15 protein-coding genes are annotated in these 20561 nt (G+C 64.3%); 4 read left to right on the top strand and 11 right to left on the bottom strand.

All coding sequences use genetic code 11. From position 1 onward, the window contains the following. Positions 1-29 precede the first annotated feature (29 nt). Positions 30-653: a hypothetical protein gene (locus G3I74_RS03875; protein WP_164210246.1), complete on the bottom strand. Its 624-nt coding sequence runs from the start codon at positions 651-653 to the stop codon at positions 30-32. A gap of 172 nt (positions 654-825) precedes the next feature. Here G3I74_RS03875 and G3I74_RS03870 point away from each other — a divergent pair, with 172 nt between their 5' ends. From G3I74_RS03870 to G3I74_RS03860, 3 genes are all read left to right on the top strand, one after another. Then, on the top strand, positions 826-3231 hold the full coding sequence (locus G3I74_RS03870) for an SUMF1/EgtB/PvdO family nonheme iron enzyme (protein WP_164210245.1): 2406 nt from the start codon (positions 826-828) through the stop codon (positions 3229-3231). 196 nt (positions 3232-3427) lie between these two features. Beyond that, positions 3428-6001: a DNA gyrase subunit A gene (gene gyrA / locus G3I74_RS03865; protein ID WP_164210244.1), complete on the top strand. Its 2574-nt coding sequence runs from the start codon at positions 3428-3430 to the stop codon at positions 5999-6001. Between the two features lie 28 nt (positions 6002-6029). Then, entirely contained in the window at positions 6030-9296 is a 3267-nt protein-coding gene (locus G3I74_RS03860) for a S41 family peptidase (RefSeq protein ID WP_164210243.1), read from the top strand. 275 nt (positions 9297-9571) lie between these two features. Here the strand turns inward: G3I74_RS03860 and gcvP are convergent, their stop codons facing one another. Genes gcvP through G3I74_RS03835 form a run of 5 tightly spaced genes read right to left on the bottom strand, consistent with a single transcriptional unit; the run spans position 9572 to position 15660 of the window. Next, positions 9572-12481, bottom strand: coding sequence for an aminomethyl-transferring glycine dehydrogenase (gene gcvP / locus G3I74_RS03855; protein ID WP_164210242.1), 2910 nt, complete (start codon positions 12479-12481; stop codon positions 9572-9574). A gap of 4 nt (positions 12482-12485) precedes the next feature. Further along, the gene (gene cyoE / locus G3I74_RS03850) at positions 12486-13388 is read right to left on the bottom strand and encodes a heme o synthase (RefSeq protein WP_164210241.1); all 903 of its coding nucleotides are present in this window, start codon (positions 13386-13388) and stop codon (positions 12486-12488) included. Continuing rightward, entirely contained in the window at positions 13385-14386 is a 1002-nt protein-coding gene (locus G3I74_RS03845; RefSeq protein WP_164210240.1) for a COX15/CtaA family protein, read from the bottom strand. The genes cyoE and G3I74_RS03845 overlap by 4 nt, the downstream gene beginning before the upstream one ends. A gap of 9 nt (positions 14387-14395) precedes the next feature. Continuing rightward, positions 14396-14968, bottom strand: a complete 573-nt coding sequence (locus tag G3I74_RS03840) for a hypothetical protein (RefSeq protein ID WP_164210239.1) — start codon at positions 14966-14968, stop codon at positions 14396-14398. Further along, positions 14965-15660 carry an SURF1 family protein gene (locus G3I74_RS03835; RefSeq protein ID WP_164210238.1) on the bottom strand — a complete coding sequence of 232 codons (696 nt, stop codon included), beginning with the start codon at positions 15658-15660 and terminating at the stop codon, positions 14965-14967. The genes G3I74_RS03840 and G3I74_RS03835 overlap by 4 nt, the downstream gene beginning before the upstream one ends. Positions 15661-15730: 70 nt before the next feature. Here G3I74_RS03835 and G3I74_RS03830 point away from each other — a divergent pair, with 70 nt between their 5' ends. Continuing rightward, positions 15731-15967 (top strand): DUF2909 domain-containing protein, encoded by a 237-nt coding sequence (locus tag G3I74_RS03830; RefSeq protein WP_203594494.1) that lies wholly within the window; start codon positions 15731-15733, stop codon positions 15965-15967. A 36-nt stretch (positions 15968-16003) separates the two neighbouring features. Here the strand turns inward: G3I74_RS03830 and G3I74_RS03825 are convergent, their stop codons facing one another. The 5 genes from G3I74_RS03825 to sucB are packed head-to-tail and all read right to left on the bottom strand — an operon-like array spanning position 16004 to position 20550. After that, a complete protein-coding gene (locus tag G3I74_RS03825; RefSeq protein WP_164210236.1) occupies positions 16004-16486 on the bottom strand; it encodes a peroxiredoxin in 483 nt (160 codons plus the stop codon). Next, positions 16483-16854, bottom strand: a complete 372-nt coding sequence (locus G3I74_RS03820; RefSeq protein ID WP_164210235.1) for a response regulator — start codon at positions 16852-16854, stop codon at positions 16483-16485. The genes G3I74_RS03825 and G3I74_RS03820 overlap by 4 nt, the downstream gene beginning before the upstream one ends. 11 nt (positions 16855-16865) lie before the next feature. Next, positions 16866-17873: an acrylyl-CoA reductase family protein gene (locus G3I74_RS03815; protein ID WP_164210234.1), complete on the bottom strand. Its 1008-nt coding sequence runs from the start codon at positions 17871-17873 to the stop codon at positions 16866-16868. Positions 17874-17901: 28 nt separating this feature from the next. Continuing rightward, positions 17902-19329: a dihydrolipoyl dehydrogenase gene (gene lpdA, locus G3I74_RS03810; RefSeq protein ID WP_164210233.1), complete on the bottom strand. Its 1428-nt coding sequence runs from the start codon at positions 19327-19329 to the stop codon at positions 17902-17904. Between the two features lie 30 nt (positions 19330-19359). After that, positions 19360-20550, bottom strand: coding sequence for a dihydrolipoyllysine-residue succinyltransferase (sucB, locus tag G3I74_RS03805; RefSeq protein WP_164210232.1), 1191 nt, complete (start codon positions 20548-20550; stop codon positions 19360-19362). Positions 20551-20561 lie beyond the last annotated feature (11 nt).

Genomic DNA, 20561 nt, shown 5'->3' with positions numbered 1-20561 from the left:
AGAGCGTCTGATGGATTCGGGTACCGGTGCTATTCGGCCGGCTCCGGCGCGAACTCGCAGCTCACGGTCGGGTTGAAAGGCGCAAAGATGCCGTCGGGATTGTCGCGTCCGATCCAGACGTGCAGCGCCCAGATGTCCAGAGTCGGGTTGAACTGCAGCGGCTGACCGAGAATCTCGGGCGGTTCGGCACTCAAGGGGCCCGGGACGATGTATTCAACGCCGAGAAACTCCATCGAGCCGTCCGCCGTGGGGGCGTAGAGCAGGACTTCCGGCCGCAGCAGCGAGAGGGTGGCGGCAAAGTCTGGATCACCGAGTTCCTCAAGGTTGGCGACGTGATAGCCCATGCCGCCCATCGGGCTTTCCACGCATTCGCTGATCGTGGCTTGCCAGCCGGCGGCATTGGCTACATCGAAGCTGTAGAAAGCGCTGGTCGCCTGGCGCAGTTGGTTAAGCTGTCCGGCCAGGTCACGGCACTGGGGCGGGACGCGGCTTTCCGGGCGTCCGTCCAGCCAGTGATCGCATTCGCCGGCCACGCCGAACGAGCCAGCCTGATCGTGCTGGGCGAGGGTGTCGCCGGCTGCGGTGATCGCGGCCGAGCCGATCAACGCGGTAGCCAGAGTGCTGAGCAAGTGCTTGTGAAAAATCTGAATCATGTCGGTTCCTCCAGTGTTGTTGTCGATGGGGCAGCGGTCGTTCGCTGCTTGCCACTCAGATTGGGCGGCCGGGACCGACGAGACTTTCGAAAATCCTCAAAAGATGCTCAAAAGTTTCTCAAGAGGTATATTTGAACAATTCAGCAAAGAGTGCGGGCGGCCTCTGACTGACGTGGAAAACCGCATCATCTATCGATTTGGCGACTTCGAGCTGGACCCCAGGCTGGGGGTTCTGCGCGGACCGGACGGCGACAGGAGCCTGCGCAGGCAGACCTGTCGGCTGCTGGAGGTCCTGCTGGCGCGGGCGCCGGAACTCCAGGACCACAACACTTTGCTCGACCTGGCCTGGGGCCGCACCGCGCTCTCGCCCAACGTCCTGCCGCAGGCGATCAGCGAACTGCGCCAGGCCCTGGGCGACCAGGCCCAGTCGCCGCGCTATATCGAAACCCTGCACCGGCGCGGCTATCGCATCCTCTGCCCGGTCGAGCGAGTGAACGATGATCAGGCCGAGTCGCCATCTTCCGCCGAGCAGGCGTCAGCGGTCGAGGCTGATCCGGAAAGACCTCCTGATTCGGTCAACCGCGCCCTCGTCTACGGCACGCTGAGTCTGATCGGCCTGCTCGTCGTCGTTGTCGGGCTGTGGTGGCAGCAAACCGCGGCGCAGCGCTGGCTCGCGGAGGAGGCAGTCCCCGAGATCGAGGCGCTGAAGAGCGAGGACCTGGCTTCGGCGTGGCGGCGTTTGCGCGAACTCCGGGAACGCGGAATCCAGGATTTTCGGCTGGAACAGATGTGGCAGGATCTGACCTTGCCGAACCAGCTGCTCAGCGAGCCGCCCGGGGCGGACGTGGCGGTGCGCGGCTTTCGCGAGCGCGATGCCGACTGGATCGTGCTCGGTCAGACGCCGCTCGACGCGATCGATCTGCCGCTGGCCATGCTGCGTTTTAAGGTCAGTCTGCCGGGATATGCCGACATCGAGTCGGCACCTGGCATTCTGCCACTGGCCGAGACTTTTTTTCTGCAGCCCCGGGAACGCGTTCCCGAGGGCATGGTTTATGTGCCCGCCGGCGAGGTTTCTTACCTGCGCCAGCGCCGCAGCGTGCCCGGTTTCTGGATCGACCGCCACGAAGTGAGCAATCGGCAATACCGCGCGTTCGTCGAAGCCGGCGGCTATCGCCGGCCGGAGTTCTGGCAATACCCCGCCGAGGTCGATGGCCAGACCCTGGCCTTTGAAGAGTTGATGGCGCGGCTGGTCGACAGTACCGGCATGCCCGGGCCTTCGACCTGGGCCATTGGGACCTACCCACCGGGCCAGGACGAGCATCCGGTCAGCGGAATCAGCTGGTTCGAGGCGGCGGCCTACGCGCAATTCGCCGGCCGGCAGTTGCCTACGGTGTTTCACTGGCGCCGCGCGGCCGGGCTGGGCACACCGCAACTGCAGAACTTTTCCGACGTGCTGCTGGCGAGCACTTTCAAGTCCAGCGGCACCACGGCAGTCGGCTCGGTCGACAGTCTGGGCAGTTACGGCACCTACGACATGAGCGGCAATGTCGCCGAGTGGTGTTACAACGCCGACGGCAGGCTGCGTCATATTCTCGGCGGCTTCTTTCGCGAAGACGAATATCGCTTTGCCGATGTCGAGGCGCGTCATCCGCTCGAGCGCTCCGACGGGTTCGGTTTACGTCTGATAAGCACCGATGAGCCTGTGGATGACGGCCTGAGGGTTGCGATCCCCGCCCTGGAGCGCAGCCTGCCCGAGCCTGCCGATGACGAGACCTTCGCCATTTATGCCCGCCTGTTCGACTACGACGACGGACCGCTGGAAGCGACGGTCGAGGAGATCGACAATTCGCACAAGGATTGGCGGCGCGAGCGGATCAGTTTCCGGGCGCCGTACGCCGACGATCGCGTGCTGGTCCAGGTGTTCATCCCGCGCTCGGCCCGGCCCCCTTACCAGGCGGTGATCAACTTCCCCGGTGGCGACGCCCTTCTGCTCGATTCCAGTCGGCGCGCGGGACTGCATCACGTCGAGCCGTTCCTGCGCAGCGGCCGGGTCGTGGTCTATCCGGTCTACCAGGGCACTTTCGAGCGCAAGGTTGCCAGCGCGAGCGGGCCCATCGGCGTGCGTCAGTTGACCATCAACCAGGTCCAGGATCTGCGCCGCACGATCGACTACCTGGCCACGCGCGGCGACATCGACATGGAGCGTATCCTGTTCCACGGCGTGAGCTACGGGGCCAACCGGGCGCCTTTTTCGCTTGCGCTGGAGCCGCGTCTGCGTGCTGCCATCCTCATGTCCGGAGGGCTGGGCGTGTGGAGCCACATGCCGCCGGAAATTCAGCCACAGCACTACCTGGCCCGGGTGCGGATGCCGGTGTTGATGATCAACGGCGCGCAGGACTACAACTTCCCGCTGGAAACCGCCCAGCGCCCGTTCTTTGAGCTCCTCGGTACGCCGGCCGAGCTCAAGCAGCACGTGGTGCTCGACTGGGGTCATCTGCCGCCCCATTACAGCGACGTGATCAGGGCCTACCTGGACTGGGCCGATCGTTGGCTGGGGCCCGTTTCGCCGAGCCTTTGAGCCTGCTGTCGACGGTCTGTCCGGCACGGCTCCCGTGGTATTTCCCCAGGCGGGCTGAAAAGCTGGATGTGGTAATATTACGCATCTGCACGGGCCCCATTGACGGTCGCGCGATCTGCAAGAAATATGGTCGAAAAGACTCTTTCTTTCAGATAGTTAAAACATAATCTTAAGAAATAGTCTACGGATATTTTTGATGGCGGAACTGGCTCGGGAAGTGCTCCAGGTCAACCTGGAAGACGAGATGCGGCAGTCCTACCTCGATTACGCCATGAGCGTGATCGTGGGCCGGGCGCTGCCGGATGTCCGTGATGGCCTCAAGCCTGTGCACCGGCGCGTGCTCTACGCGATGCAGGTGTTGGGCAACGACTACAACAAGCCCTACAAAAAATCCGCCCGCGTCGTCGGTGACGTCATCGGTAAATACCATCCGCACGGCGACACGGCCGTCTACGACACCATCGTGCGCATGGCGCAGCCGTTCTCGCTGCGCTACATGCTGGTCGACGGCCAGGGCAACTTCGGTTCGGTCGACGGCGATTCGCCGGCAGCCATGCGCTACACCGAGGTCCGCATGGCCCGGCTGGCGCACGAAATGCTGGCCGATATCGACAAGCAGACGGTCAACTTTGTCCCCAACTACGATGAATCCGAGCAAGAACCCTCGGTTTTGCCGGCCCGGGTGCCCAACCTGCTGGTCAACGGCTCGTCCGGCATCGCCGTGGGTATGGCGACCAACATTCCGCCGCACAACCTGGGCGAGGTGGTCAGTGCGTTGCTGGCGCTGGTCGAGAATCCTCAGATGTCTGTCGACGAGGCCATGGCATACCTGCCGGGGCCGGATTTCCCGACGGCCGGCATCATCAACGGCGCCGACGGTATCAAGGAGGCCTACCGGACCGGCCGTGGGCGAATCTATCTGCGGGCGCGCTCGCACGTCGAGACCGAAGACAACGGTCGCAACCGCATCGTGGTCACCGAACTGCCGTACCAGGTCAACAAGGCGCGTCTGCTGGAAAAAATTGCCGAGCTGGTCAAGACCAAGAAGCTGGAAGGGATTTCCGAGCTGCGCGATGAGTCCGACAAGGACGGCATGCGCATGGTCATCGAACTCAAGCGCGGCGAAGTGCCCGAGGTGTTGCTGAACAACCTGTATCAGCAGACCCAGCTGCAGACGGTGTTCGGCATCAATATGGTCGCCCTGGTCGACAACCAGCCGCGCCTGCTCAACATCCTGGATATGCTCAGCGCCTTTCTTGCCCACCGGCGCGAGGTGGTCACCCGGCGCAGCCTGTTCGAGCTGCGCAAGGCGCGCGAGCGCGCCCACATTCTCGAAGGCCTGACCGTCGCCCTGGCCAACCTCGACGAGGTCATCGAGCTGATCAAGACCTCGCCGACCCCGGCCGAGGCGCGCGAGCGGCTACAGGGCCGGCGCTGGGACGCCACCGTGGTCAAGGCCTTGCTGGGCCAGAGCGGGGCGGAATTGTCGCGGCCCGAAGAACTGCTGCCCGAGTACGGCATGGGCGAGGGCGGTTATCAGCTTTCGCCGGCCCAGGCCCAGGCGATTCTGGACCTGCGCCTGCAGAAACTCACCGGTCTTGAGCAGGAAAAGCTCTCCGACGAGTACAAGGAAATCCTCGGCCAGATCCAGGAACTGATGCGCATCCTGTCCGAGCCCGACGCGCTGATGCAGGTCATCCGCGACGAGCTGACCGAGCTCAAGGACCGCTACGCCGATGAGCGGCGCTCGGAGATCGTTCGCGACCATCTCCATCTGACCATGGAAGACCTGATCACGCCCGAAGACGTGGTCGTGACCCTCTCACACGCCGGCTACGCCAAATACCAGCCGCTGGACCGCTACCGGGCCCAGAAGCGCGGCGGGCGGGGGCGCTCGGCCACCCGAACCAAGGACGAGGATTTCGTCGAGCGCTTCTGGGTTACCAACACCCACGACACCCTGCTGGTCTTTACCAGCGCCGGCAAGGTTTACAAGACCAAGGTCTACGAGCTGCCGCACGCCGGCCACAACAGCCGCGGCCGGCCCATGGTCAACCTGCTGCCGCTGGATGAGGGCGAGCGCATCAACGCCGTGCTGCCCACGCGCGAGTTCCCGGACGACTGGTTCGTGTTCTTCGCCACGCGCAAGGGCCGGGTCAAGAAGACGCCGTTGTCGGACTTCGCCAACATCCGCTCCAACGGCATCTGGGCGGTGCTGCTGGAAGACGACGACGAGCTGGTCAACGTGGCCTTTACCGACGGTACGCGCGACATTCTTCTGTTTTCCTCGGCCGGCAAGACCATCCGTTTTCACGAGACCGACGCGCGCGCCATGGGGCGCCAGACCCGCGGGGTCAACGGCATTCGCCTGAAGAAGGGCCAGCAGGTGGTTTCGATGCTGGTGACCGGCGACGAGCCGGACGATGTGCTGCTGGCCACGGCCAACGGCTTCGGCAAGCGCACCGCGCTGGAAGAATTCCCGGTCTACAAGCGCGGCGGGCAGGGGGTGATCGGCATCCAGGTCTCCGAGCGCAACGGCGAGCTGGTCGCGGCGCTGGCCGTGACCGCCGAAGACGACGTCATGCTGACCTCCAACGCCGGCACCCTGGTGCGCACCGCGGCGGCTGAAATCTCCCAGCTCGGTCGCAATACCCAGGGCGTGACCCTGATTCGCCTGGCCGAAGGTGAGCAGCTGATCGGCATGGCCCGCGTGGCCGCTTCCGACAATGACGACGACGTTGACGAAGAGAACGTCGAAGCCCAAGACTAAAACCTGCAAATCTCGAAGGATCTTCAACATGCCAAGCCCTCGCTTTCGTACCTTGGCCGTGCTCGCTCTGGCCGCCTTTTTCGGTGCCCAGGCCATGGCCCAGACCAAGCTGCTGCGCTTTCCCGACCTGCACGGTGACCATGTCGTGTTCAGCTACGGCGGCGATCTCTGGATGGCTGCCGACGATGGCGGCACCGCCTGGCGGCTGACCAGCCATCCCGGCAAGGAACTGTTTGCCAAATTCTCCCCGGATGGAGACAGCATCGCCTTCACCGGTCAATACGGCGGCGACGAGCAGGTCTTTGTGATGCCGGCTGCCGGCGGCGAGCCGATCCAGCTGACCTGGTACCCGGCCACCGGTCCGCTGCCGGCCCGCTGGGGTTACGACAACCAGGTCCAGGGCTGGACGCCGGACGGCGAGCAGGTCCTGTTCCGCTCGCAGCGCGATGCCTGGGGATCGAGCACGGCCACCCTGTTTACGGTCTCTCGCGATGGCGGGCTGCCCACGCGTCTGCCCATCCCCGTTTCCGGGGCCGGCACCTACACCGATGCAGGCGAGGCGGTGTTCTATTCGCCGCTGTTTCGCGATTTCCGGACCTGGAAGCGCTACCAGGGCGGCTGGTCCCAGGATCTGTGGCTGTTCGACCTGGAAGCCGGCGATGCCCGTCAGGTCACCGACCATCCGCGCACCGACCGCGACCCGATGTGGATCGACGGGACGGGTTATTTCGTCTCCGACCGCGACGGCAAGCTCAACCTTTACCGGGTCGATCCCGACAGTCGAGAGGTTGAGCAGCTGACTTTCCACGCCGACTGGGATGTGCGCTGGGCCAGCGCCGGTGATGATGGCCGGATCGTCTACGAGCTCAACGGCGAGCTGCGCATCTTCGACACCCGCTCGGATTCGGATACCGGCATTTCGATCCGGGTGCCCGATGACGGCCTCAACCGCCGGGTGCGTACCGTTCAGGTCGGCGACCAGATCAACGGCGCCAGCCTCAGCCCGACCGGGCAGCGGGTCCTGTTCGAAGCCCGCGGTAACGTGTTCAACGCCCCGGTCGGCGACGGCATCGTGCGCGATCTCACCCATCGATCCACCGCCCACGACCGCGAGGCGAGCTGGTCGCCGGACGGACAGCGGATGGCCTTCATTTCCGATATTTCCGGCGAGGAGGAGCTTTATGTTGCCGCAGTGGACGGCAGCGATACGCCGCGTGCGCTCACCTCCGGCAACCAGACCCGTTTCTATCGCCCCGTTTTCTCACCGGATGGCGAGCACATCGCGTTGTCGGACAAGGACGGGCGAATCCTGGTGGTCCGGGCCGATGGCGAGGGCGAACTGCGCGAGGTCGGGCGCGATCCAGGCTGGCGCAACCGCGACTATAACTGGTCGCCGGCCGGCGACTACCTCGCCTTCAGCCAGGTTCAGCGTTCCGGTTTGCGCGCGCTTTATCTCTACAGCGTGGCCGACGACGAAACCCGCCAGATCAGCGAGGGCCTGTTTTCGGAGTACCAGCCGCGATTTTCGGCCGACGGTGAGCACCTGTTCTTCCTGGGCGACCGCGAGTTCGCGCCCCAGATCGGTCAGCGCGAATGGAATTACGCGACCAATCGCATGACCGGCATTTTTGCCCTGGGCCTGAGCCGTTCATCGCCCAATCCGTTCGCGCCGGAAGACGTCGAGGAGCAGGGGCTCGATCCGGAAGACGACAGCGCTGAGGGTGACAACGGCGACGAGCCGACCGAGCGCACGGCCATCGATTTCGACGGCCTGATGCAGCGCGTGATTCGGGTGCCGGTCGAAAACACCAACATCGGCGCTCTGGCGGTGGTCGAGGGCGGTCTGCTTTTCGTCGAATCCGACGCCTTTTTCTATGGGCGTGGACCGGAGCGCCCGCCGCGCGTGCGGCTGTTCCAGTTTGAAGACGCCGAGGTCGTGGACTTTCCTGCCGGCATCTCGATCAGCGACGTCAGCGCCGACGGCAAGCGTATTCTGGGTCGACAAGGCGGTCAGTGGCAGGTATTCGATGTCGCCAAGGAAGGCGGCGACCCGACCACCGTAGCGACCGCCGGACTGCAGACGACCGTGGACCCGGTGGCTGAATGGGCGACCGCCTTCGACGAGGTGTGGCGCCGATTCAGGGATCATTTTTACGTGGAAAACATGCACGGCTACGACTGGGAGGCGCTGCGCGAGGCCTACCGGCCCTGGCTGGAGCACGTGGCCCACCGCTCTGACCTCAACTACCTCATCGGCGAAATGATCGCCGAGCTGAACGTGTCCCACGCCTACGTCAGCGGCGGCGACGAGGGCCTGCCCGATCGCCCGGCGGTCTCGCTGATCGGGGCACAGTTCGAGATCGATCAGGGCCGCTACCGGATCAGCGAGATCCTGGAAGGCCAGAATGACGAGTCCCGTTATCGCTCGCCGCTGACCGAAGTCGGCGTCGACGCGGCGAAAGGCGACTACATCATCGCCGTCAACGGTCGGGAGCTGACCGGTGATGAAAACATTTACCGGCGGCTGCACCTGCCGTCCGGTCAGGCGGTGGAGCTGACGGTCAGCGCGCGCCCCGACGGTCGTGATGCGCGCACCGTCCGGGTTGATCCGATCGGCAACGAGACGCCACTGCACTACCTGGCCTGGGTGCTGGACAACCACCGCCGGGTGACCGAAGCCACCGACGGCCGCGTGGGCTACCTGCACGTGCCGGACATGGGGGCCAATGGCATTCGCGAGTTCATCAAGTGGTACTACGGCCAGATCCGCAAGGACGGGCTGGTGATCGACGTTCGCTCCAACGGCGGCGGTAACGTCTCGCAGATGCTGATCGAGCGACTGTCGCGCAAGCCGCTGTCGCTGGGGTATTCGCGCACCATGCCGTATCCCTCGACCTATCCCAATCAGGCCTTCAACGGCCACCTGGCGGCCGTGCTGGACCAGAATTCGGCCTCCGATGGCGATATCTTTCCCTGGCAGTTCCGCAACGCCGGGCTGGGCCCGCTGATCGGCAAGAAATCCTGGGGTGGTGTCGTCGGCATCACCAGTCATGGCCCGCTGATCGACGGCGGGTCGGTGAACGTGCCGGAATTCGGCTTTGCCGATATTGAAGGCAACTGGGTGATCGAAGGCGAGGGCGTGGAACCGGATATCGAGGTCGACAACGATCCGGCCAGCGTGATCGCCGGCGAAGATCCTCAGCTGGATCGGGCGATTGAAGAGGTCATGTCCAGAATTGAGGCCGATCCGCCAGGCTTCCCGGAGCGACCTGAAGACCCGGTCAAACTCGACTAAGAATCGCCAGCCGACGCAAGATCAACAAGCGCGTACGCCCGTCAAGGCCTCTCCACGCGTCGAAGCGAAGCGGGTCTGCGTGCTTGTTGATTGCCGTCCGGATCAGGCAGGGCGGCGTACGTCCCAGCGCCCGGTTTACGGCGACGGGACAAAGGCGCCCGAAGGTCCGCTTCAGTTCGACGCGTGGCGAGGCCTTCAGCGGACCTTCGGGCGCCTTTGTCCTGCGGACTTGACGCTACCGGTATGACGGCTTTTTTAGCTTGCGGTGCGTGGTCTCAGCCCGTTTCCAGCCAGTCGCTCAGCGGCGGGCAGGAACAGACCAGGTTGCGATCGCCGTAGACGTTGTCCACGCGACCAACCGGGGCGAAGAACTTGCCGAGCCGCAGTTCCTTGACGGGCCATCCTGCGTCGGCTCGGGTATAGGCGTGCGGCCAGTCATCGCTCCCCAACTCTTCGATCGTATGAGGGGCGTTCTTCAAGGGATTGTCCTGCGCATCCCAGCGCCCGGTGGCGACCTGCTCGATTTCGCGCCGGATGGCGATCATGGCCTGAATGAAACGGTCCAGTTCGGCCTTGGACTCGCTTTCGGTGGGCTCGATCATCAGCGTGCCCGGCACCGGCCATGACATGGTCGGAGCGTGGAACCCGTAGTCGACCATGCGCTTGGCCACGTCTTCTTCGGTGATACCGGCAGCCTCCTTGAACGGGCGCAGGTCGATGATGCACTCGTGGGCAATGCGGTCATTGTTGCCCGTGTAGAGGATGTCGTAATGCCCCGACAGTCTTGAGGCGATGTAGTTGGCATTGAGAATGGCCACCCGGGTCGCATGGGTCAGCCCGTTGCCGCCCATCATTCGGATATAGCTCCACGAAATCGGCAGGATACCGGCGCTTCCCCACGGTGCAGCAGCCACGGCTCCGTTGGACCCATGCGCGGGCGCGAGCAGCCCGCAGACGTGCCCGGGAAGATGCGGCGCCAGGTGCTTGCGCACGCCAATGGGCCCCACACCCGGACCGCCGCCGCCGTGCGGTATGCAAAAAGTCTTGTGCAGGTTGAGGTGGCAGACATCGGCGTAGTCGGCGACCTGTGACAACCCGACCAGCGCGTTGGTGTTGGCGCCGTCAAGATAGACCTGGCCGCCGGCGGCACGCACCTTGTTGCAGATGGTGACGATGTCTTCCTCGAACACCCCGTGGGTGGAGGGATAGGTCACCATCAGGGCAGCCAGACGGTCGCGGTGGACAGCGATCTTGCTTTCCAGATCGGCCAGGTCGACGTTGCCGCTGGCGTCGCAGCCGATGACCACGATCTCCATGCCCACCATCTGGGCGCTGGCCGGGTTGGTGCCGTGTGCGGACGACGGGATGAGGCAGACCTTTCTGTGCGACTCACCGCGCGATTCGTGGTAGGCCTTGATCGTGAGCAGTCCGGCGTACTCGCCCTGGGAGCCGGCATTGGGCTGCAGGGACACCGCCGCGAAGCCGGTGACCTCGCGCAGCATGCCTTCAAGCTGGTCGATCAGCTCATGGTAACCGCGCGCCTGGTCCCAGGGGCAGAACGGGTGCAGCTCGGAAAATTCAGGCCAGGTGACCGGGATCATTTCGGCCGTCGCGTTGAGCTTCATGGTGCACGAACCCAGCGGGATCATGGCGTGGGCGAGGCTCAGGTCGCGATTTTCCAGGCGCTTCAAGTAGCGCAGCATCTCGGTCTCGGACCGGTAGCGGGAAAAGACCTCGTGGGTCATGAACGGCGACTGTCGTCGCAGGGCCTGCGGAATGGCCGAGAAATCGGGCGCGAGATCGCGATCGAGCGAATCCAGGCCGATGGCTTGATCGACGAACACGCCCAGCAGCTGCTCGAGCTGGCGACGTCCGGTGCACTCGTTGAAAGAGATGCCGATAAATCCATCGCGATCGGCGCGAACATTGATCCCGGCCTGCTGGAGTCGATGAATGACCGCCGCGCGGCGCGGCTCGTCCAGCCGGATCGAGAGGGTATCGAACCAGCTCGAGTGCTCCAGCTCGAAACCGGCCTGCTGCAGGCCCCTGGCCGCCAGACAAGCGAGTCGATGAACGCGCCGGGCGATGCGCCGGATTCCTTCCGGACCGTGCCAGACCGCGTAGAAACCTGCCATGACCGCGAGCAGGGCCTGCGAGGTACAGATATTGCTCATCGCTTTTTCGCGGCGGATGTGCTGCTCGCGCGTCTGCAGCGCCATGCGCAGAGCGCGCGCACCGTGACGATCCCGCGATACCCCGATGATCCGGCCCGGCACGCTGCGCCGGAAGTCTTCGCGGGTGGCGAGGAACGCCGCGTGCGGGCCGCCGTAGGCCATCGGCACGCCGAAGCGCTGGGCCGATCCGACCACGACGTCGGCGCCGACCTCGCCGGGCGGGGTGAGCAGGGCAAGGGCGAGCAGGTCGGTGGCCACGGCGACCAGCGCGCCGGTTGCCCGGGCCGCGCTGATCACGGATTCGATTTCGCGGACTTCGCCGCTGGCGCCTGGATACTGGCACAGCACGCCAAAGCAGTCCTGCTCATTCAGCGCGGCGGCAAGATCGTCGACGATGCGCACGTCGAGATCCAGATGGCGCCCGCGATTGACGACCACGTCGATCGTCTGCGGCAGGCAGTTGGCGTCGACCAGAAAGACATCGCTTTTGGCCTTGCGGTTGACCCGTTTCAGCATCGCCATGGCTTCGGCGGCGGCGGTGGCTTCGTCGAGCAGGGAGGCGTTGGCCAGATCCATGCCGCTCAGGTCCATGACCATTTGCTGAAAGTTCAGCATGCCTTCCAGGCGCCCCTGGGAGATCTCGGCCTGGTACGGGGTGTAGGCGGTGTACCAGCCCGGGTTTTCAAGCACGTTGCGAAGAATCACCGGCGGCGTCAGGGTGGGGTGATAACCCAGCCCGATCATGCTGTGACGAACGGTGTTGCGTCCGGCGATGCTGCGCAGTTCTTCGAGCACGCGGGCCTCGGTTTCAGCCGCCGGCAGCTGCAGCTCGCGTTCCTGGCGAATGCTGTCGGGCATGGTCTCGTCGATCAGCGCCTCGAGCGACGTGCTGCCGATGCTGTCGAGCATCAGCCGCAGGTCGTCGTCGCCCGGCCCCACGTGACGGCCGATGAATTCGTCGTGGGCCTGGAGTTCGCCGAGCGGCGAGGTGGTGTGATCATTTTGAGGCATGGGGTCAGGGCACCAGGGTCAGGGATGGAGGCAGGTAATGATCCAGCAGCAGAAAAGCGAACAGCATCATCAGGTAGACGATTGAATAGCTGAACATGCGCATCGGCAACATTTCGTCGTCGGAGCGCAACAGGGCCACCGCGTAGCCGAGAAAACCGGCGTTGAGCACGCTGGCACCGGCGAGGTACACCAGCCCGTTCATGCCCAAAAGCCACGGCAGCAGCGTGACCAGCGCCAGGATGATGCTGTAGAAAAGGATTTGCCAGCGCGTATAGCGGGGACCGTGAGTGACCGGCAGCATGGGGACATCGGCGGCGGCATAGTCATGCCGCCGGTAGATGGCCAGCGCCCAGAAATGCGGCGGGGTCCAGACAAAGATGATCAGGAAAAGCACCAGCGCGTAGGCGTGGATTTCACCGGTGACGGCGACCCAGCCCAGAAGCGGCGGGGCTGCGCCGGCGGCACCCCCGATGACGATGTTTTGCGGCGTGGCGCGCTTGAGAAAAACCGTGTAGATCACCGCGTAGCCGACCAGACTGAAAAACGTCAGGATGGCGGTCAGCGGGTTGACGAAATAGACCAGGATCACCATCGATGTGGCGGTCAGGGCCATGGCAAACGAGAGCACCTGGCGCTCGTTGAGCTGACCCTGGGGTAGCGGGCGGTTGCGCGTACGCGTCATCATCTGGTCGGTGCGTGCGTCGATCAGGTGATTGATGGCCGCGGCCCCGGCGGCGGCCATGCCGATGCCCAGGGTTCCCCAGAACAGGATGTCCAACGGCACGATGCCGGGGGTGGCCAGCGCCATGCCGACCACCGCGGTGAATACGATCAGGCTGACGACCTTGAGCTTGCAAACGGCCAGAAAATGGCTCAGTCGCACCTGTGAGAGGACCTGGGTATTCATGCAGTGCTTGGCTCCCGATACGTGGTTCGGTGCAGAAGGTAGACCATGGTGCCCAGCAGCAGGGCGGCGACGCCGTTATGCGCGACGGCGACGGCCAGCGGCAGGCTCCATACGATGTTGAGAATGCCCAGCGTGACCTGGGTTGCCAGCAGAGCGCTGAGCAGCGCAGCCGGGCGCGAAAGCCCGGGCGTGTGAAACAGTCGCCACAGCAGCCATCCGAAGATGCCGACCACGATGACCGCGCCGATACGGTGGCTCAGATGAATGGCAACGCGCGCCTGCTGATCGAGAATCCCGCCCTCGTAATCCACGCCGACGCCGCGCCACAGCCGAAACCCTTCGCTGAAATTGCTTTCCGGCCACCACTGGCCGGTGCAGGTCGGGAAATCAGGGCAGGCCAGGGCGGCGTAGTTTGTGCTGACCCAGCCGCCGAGCAGCACCTGTGCCACCAGCACCACCGTGGCCAGGACGATCGCGGGCCGCAACTTGCGCTGCGGCAGGTTGGGACGAACCTGGCGGGGACGGGTGCGCAGATAGAGCAGGACCAGCAGGCTGAAGGTCAGCATGCCGCCGGTCAGGTGGGCCAGCACGATGGCCGGCTTGAGCAGCAGGGTGACGGTCCAGGCACCCAGTGCGCCCTGGAACAGGATCAGGGCCAGCAGCAGCAAGGGCAGCTTGACCGGCTGGCCGGGTTCGCGGCGCTTTCTCCAGGCCGCTGCTGCCAGGATCACGACCACCAGGCCCAGAAGGGCCGCGGCGTAGCGATGCACCATTTCCCGGATTGCGGCCCCCACGTCCACCGCCCGGTCGATACGGACCTGCTCGGCCAGGGCGAGATCGCTGTCGGACGCCGGCCAGGTCAGGTGACCGTAGCAGCCCGGCCAGTCGGGGCAGCCAAGCCCGGCATCGGTCAGGCGCACCCAGGCGCCCAGAACGATCACGACCAGGGTGAGACCGCAGGCAAACAGCGCAAGTTTGTTGTAGAGGGAACGGCTCATGGCACCGGGTCAGTCTCGCTGGGTCCAGGTCAACAGGCGACGCAGATCACGGCGTATGCCGTTGTGGTCGGCGTCGATGGGATATTCCATTATTATATTGGCCATGGGGTCGGCGATGTAGAAGCCGCCTTGACGCCAGCCGTCCGGCAGCTGATCCAGGATTGTCCGGGAAGACGCGCCGTCCAGAATCAGAAAATCCTCGGCCAGTTCAGCAATTGCGCTGACCGTCGCCTGGTCCTGATCCTGCGGGCTTAAAAAGGCGAGCCCGATGTCGGGCTGGTGACGATCCTGGGCCAGTCGCACCTGTCGCAACCAGTAGAGGTTTTCCAGGCAGCGCTCGCCGCAGTCCCCGGGGGCAAGGTAAATGAGCTGCCAGCGATCCATCAGCTCCGCGCGCGACACCTGACGATCCCGCGCATCGGTGACCGAAAAATCATCAAGCTCGATGACCGGCGAGATCAGCTCGCCGTGATTGCGGCCACCGCCGGGCCGCCACTCCAGCCACTGGCTGTGCATCAGCGTGGCCAGCACGACCGGGATGAGAAAAACGGCGAAGACACCGAGAATGGCGATTCGATTCATCTTTGACGGAACTTCCGGATTGTGAGGATCAGCCAGATCAGGAATATGGCCAGCCCGATGCTGACCCACTGGAAAGCGTAGCCGATGTGGCGTTCAGGCCCCATGTTGACCCGCGGCCAGGCGTCTCCGCTCAGGTGGGCAGGGTGGTCCGGGTCAAGCAGCAGGACATCTTCTGCCACCCGGTCTCCCAGGGCCTCGCGGATTCGTTCAGTATCGTAGTAGGTCATGAGGTTGGGCCAGTTGTCCGGGTCCAGGGGCGCCGCTTCGCCGATCTGCAATCCGACGCGCGGCGCATCGCTTGCCCGGGCCGTGATGGTGATCGGATCCTGCGGCGTCCTGAACCGGGGCGCTTGCCTGGCGTCGCGCTCCCACGGCTGCCAGCCGCGGTTGACCATGTAGATGGTTGACGAGCCCTGCACATGGAATGGCGTGAAGACATGCACGCCGGGGTGGTTGTTGCGGATCTGGTTGTCGAGCAGCACGTGTTTTTCCGGATCGAAACGACCTCGGGCGGAAACGCGCGCGAATCTTTCCGGCGCCTGGTCGGAGCCCAACTCCAGCGTGGACGCGTTCTGCCACTGGGCGAGCCGTTGCTCTTTTTCTTCGGCGCGTTCGACCTGCCAAAGCGCCAGCCGGGCGCACAGCAGCAGCGCCAGCAGCGCCACTGCATGGGGCAGCCAGGTTCGGATCATTAGGGAAAGCCGGCGAGTCATCACGAACTCTCGTTATACTCCGCCGGCAGTCAAATCGAGGTCATTGAACTTGCTGGGCAAAATGCTGATCATCGGGACCTTTCTGGGGATCCTGTACACGCTGGCGTCAAGTTTCTATTTTCTGGTCAAGGACGACAGCGACAGCGATCGAGCGGTGCGCCGGCTGACGCTGCGGATCGGGCTGTCGCTTGCCCTGATCGGCGCGCTGTGGGCCGGCTTTCAGCTTGGCATCATCGAGCCGCAGGGGGTCAACCCGGTGCGCTATCCCGCTCCAGTCGGCAATTGAGCCGCCGGGCCGGGTTTCATGCGCCGGCCAGACCGGTCAGATTTGCTCCAGCACGTACTCCGCGCTTGAGACGCGGAACTCGCCCGGCCCCTCGACCAGCAGCTTTGCAACAACACCGTCGCGCACGATCATGGCAAAACGGTGGCAGCGCTGACCCATGCCGAAGGCGGAGGCATCCATCTCCAGGCCCAGGGCCCGGGTAAACTCGCCGTTGCCGTCGGCCGCCATCGTGATGTCGTCGCCCACGTTGCCGGCTTTGCCCCAGGCATCCATCACGAACACGTCGTTGACCGCCATGCAGACGATTCGGTCCACCCCTTTTTCACGGAGGGCCTTGGCGTGTTCGACAAACCCCGGCAGATGTTCGGCGGAACAGGTCGGGGTAAAGGCGCCCGGGACGGCAAACAGCACGACCAGGCCGCTGCCCAGCAGTTCGCTGCTGTCGACCGGGCCCGGACCGTTGCTGCCCATCACCGCCAGCGGGGCGCTGGGGATTTGATCTCCGGCGGAAATGCTCATGTCTCGTTCTCCAGAATTCTTTGAATGGTTGCCAGGAGATGTTTGCGATCCACCGGCTTGGTGATGTAATCGGCCGCGCCCTGACGCATGCCCCAGACGCGATCGCTTTCCTGATCCTTGGTGGTCACGAATATCACGGGGATGTTAGCGGTCTCGGGCTTGCGGGCCAGCTTGCGCGTGGCCTGAAAGCCGCTCATGTCCGGCATGACCACGTCCATCAGGATGACATCCGGGCTTTCGCTGACGGCCATGTCGATCCCGTCGGGCCCGTTTTCGGCAGCATAGACCTCGTGCCCTCCACCCTCGAGTATCTTGCGCAGGGCGTAGAGTTGGGTTTCGGAGTCATCGACGATCAGAATTCGGGCCATGCGCGTTCTCCTCAGCTGCCGATGCGGACCGGGATGCGGCCCCTGCCGCCGCCGGCCAGCAGTTGTTCGAAAGTCTGCTGAAGATCCTCCAGACCAATGGGTTCCTGGGCGATCTTGTCGAGGTGGCGGGGTTTCCAGTCACCGGCCAGCCGTGCCCAGACGGTCTCGCGCAACGGGTAGGCGCAGCCGGAGGAGTTGATGCCGACCAGACTGATGCCGCGAATGATGAACGGCATCACCGTGGTCTGCAGGCCGATTCCTGCGGCCATACCGCAGGCGGCGATGTTGCCCCACGGGCGGATGACCCGGGTCAGGCCGCTGAGCATGTCGCTGCCGACCGTGTCCAGGGCGCCGGCAAATCGCGCTGATGCCAGCGGCGTTTCCGGCCAGTGCAGGTCGTGGCGCGAGATGCATTGGCCGGCGCCCAGCTCGTGCAGCCAGTCGAATTCGTCGACCTTGCCGCTGATGGCGCTGATCTCGTAGCCGGCCCGGGAATAGATATCGACCGCCAGCGAGCCGACGCCGCCGGATGCCCCGGTAATGCAGATCGGTCCCATGTCCGGTGTCTGGCCCAGCGCCTCCATCCGGTACAGCCCGAGCGCGGCGGTGAATCCGGCCGTCCCCAGGCACATGGCTTCATACAGGTCAAGCCCGTCGGGTCGCGGGATCAGCCATTCCGACGGGACTCTCAGGTACTCGCTGTAGCCGCCGTCGCGGACTTCGGATAGTCCACTGCCGGTCATCAGGACTTCGTCACCTTCACGAAAATCGGCGGCGCGCGACTCGATCACGGTGCCGGCGACGTCGATGCCGCCGTTGAGCGGGAAGTCACGCAGGATCTTGCCCTTGCCGGTACCTGCAAGGGCATCCTTGTAATTGACGCTGGACCAGGCGACCTGGATCACCACGTCGCCTTCGGACTGATCGTCGATCGATTGTTCGACGATCTCGGATCGATAGCCGTCTTCGTCGTCGAAAATCCGAAAGGCGCGGAAGCTGTCTGGAATTTCGCTGCTCATGGTGATTTCGCCTGCTTCCCGAAGGGGACTAGTTGGCCTTGTGAATCGCGCGTTTGTCGACGGCCAGCGCGGCTTCGTGAATCGCCTCGGACAAGGTGGGATGGGCATGAACGATGCGGGCCAGGTCTTCACTGGCGCCGGCGAACTCCATCGCCACCACGATCTCGGCGATCATTTCCGAGGCGGTGGGTCCGATGATCTGGGCGCCGAGAATGCGATCGGTCTCGGCATCGGCGAGAATCTTGACCTGCCCGGCGGCCTCGCCCATGGCCAGTCCGCGCCCGGTGGCGGCAAACGGGAAGCTGCCGGCCTTGTAGTCGACGCCGGCTTCCTTGAGGTCTTTTTCGGTCTGGCCGACCCAGGCAATCTCGGGGTCTGTATAGATCACCCACGGGACATGGTCGAGATTGATGTGGCCGTGCTGGCCGGCGATGGTCTCGACCACGGCCACGCCCTCCTCGGAGGCCTTGTGGGCCAGCATTGGCCCGCGCACCAGATCGCCGATCGCCCAGACGTTGTCGGCCGATGTGCGGCAGTGCTCGTCCACGGCCACCTGGCCGCGTTCGGTCAGCTCCACGCCGCTGTCTTCGGCCAGCAGCGCTTCGCTGGCCGCGCGTCGGCCCACCGCGACCAGCAGTTTGTCGAAGACTTCGGTTTTCTCTTCATCGCCCTCGGAATAAGTCACGCTGACCTTGCCGTCGACGAGCTCCGCGCCGGCGACTTTGGTGCCCAGGCGGATGTCCAGCCCCTGTTTTTTGAATTCGCGCACCGCGGCCCGACTCATGTCCTTGTCGATGACCGGCAGCAGCTGGTCCATGGCCTCGAAAAGAATGACCTCCGAGCCCAGGCGCTTCCAGACGCTGCCCATCTCCAGCCCGATGACACCGGCACCGATCACGCCCAGACGCTCGGGGACCGCGTCGAATTCCAGCACGCCGACGTTGTCAACGATGTGCTCGCCGTCGATTGCCACGTTGGGGATGGTGAACGGCACCGAACCGGCGGCCAGAATGACGTGTTCACCATGCACTCGATAGGTCTCGCCCTCGTTGGGGGCGACCTCGACGACGCGGTCGGCCAGCAGCTGTCCGCGACCATTGGCGAACTCGATCTTGTTGGCCTTGAACAGCTGCAGCAGGCCACCGTTGAGCTGCTTGACCACCTGGCGCTTGCGGCCAATCATCTGGCCGATATCCATGGCTACCGATTCCACGGAAATGCCATGGGCGGCGTAGTCGTGCTGGATGTGGTGATAGTGCTTGGAGGAGTCCAGCAGGGCCTTGGAAGGCACACAACCGACGTTGAGGCAGGTACCACCCGGCGCCGGCTTGCCGTCTTCGGCCTGACGATCGTCGATCAGCAGGACTTTCATTTCCAGCTGCGCGGCGCGAATGGCAGCCACGTAGCCGCCGGGGCCGCCGCCGATGATGATCAGATCGAATTCCTTGTCAGACATTACGCTTTCCTTGAATCAGCTTTAAGTGCTCTAAAGTCCAAGCAGCATGCGCGCCGGGTCCTCCAGCGCCTCCTTGACGGCGACCAGGAACTGCACGGCGTCCTTGCCGTCGACGATGCGGTGGTCGTAGGACAGGGCGATGTACATCATCGGCCGGATGACCACCTGGCCGTTTTCGGCCACGGGCCGCTCCTTGATGGCGTGCATCCCCAGGATGGCACTTTGCGGCATGTTCAGCAGCGGCGTGGACAGCAGCGAGCCGAACACGCCGCCATTGGTAATGGTAAAGGTCCCGCCCTGGAGGTCCTCGAGCTTGATCGTGCCCTTGCGCGCCTGGCCAGCAAAGTCGGCGATGGCGCCCTCGATGTCGGCCAGGCCCATGTGCTGGACGTCGCGCAGTACCGGCACGATCAGGCCGCGTTCGGTGGATACCGCGATCCCGATATCCTGAAAGCCGTGGTAGACGATCTCGTCGCCGTCGATGGATGCGTTGACGACGGGGTGCTTGGCCAGCGCCTCGCAGCAGGCCTTGACGAAGAACGACATGAAGCCGAGCTTGACGTCGTGGCGCTTGATGAAATCTTCCTTGTAGCGCGCCCGGATGTCCATGACCGCCTGCAGGTTGACCTCGTTGAAAGAGGTCAGGATCGCCGCGGTGTTCTGGGCGTCCTTCATCCGCTCGGCGATGCGCGAGCGCAGGCGCGACATCTTGACCCGTTCTTCGGGCCGGGCGCCGCCACCCTGGAGATGCTTGAGGACGTCACCCTTGGTCAGCCGGCCGGCGCGGCCGCTGCCTTCAATGGCGGACGGATCGACCTCGTTTTCAGCGACCATCTTGCGCACCGACGGGGCCATGTCGTCTCCGCCTTCGGCCGGCGCCTTTGCGGGTGATGCGGACTTTTCTTCTGTCCTGGGCGCGGCGGAAGGGCCCTCGTCGTCCTTTTTCTGCGCCGGCTTGTCGTTCTCCCCGGCCGCCGGTGCTTCGCCTTCGGCCAGCAGCCCCAGGACCTGGGCTTCAGTCACCGTATCGCCTTCCTCGGCGCTGATGCTTTCGAGTACGCCGTTGGCAGGGGCGGGGACTTCCAGCACGACCTTGTCGGTTTCCAGGTCCACCAGGTTCTCGTCTCGCGCGATCGCGTCGCCCGGCTTCTTGTGCCACTTGGCCACCGTGGCGTCGGAGACCGACTCCGGCAGGTTGGGTACCTTGACTTCAATACTCATCGATCTTTACT

It is taken from the genome of Wenzhouxiangella limi (genome assembly GCF_010499265.1).
GTDB lineage: Bacteria > Pseudomonadota > Gammaproteobacteria > Xanthomonadales > Wenzhouxiangellaceae > Wenzhouxiangella > Wenzhouxiangella limi.
The sequence above is the reverse complement of the archived record's forward strand: the minus strand, read 5'-3'. Positions and strand labels throughout refer to the sequence as shown.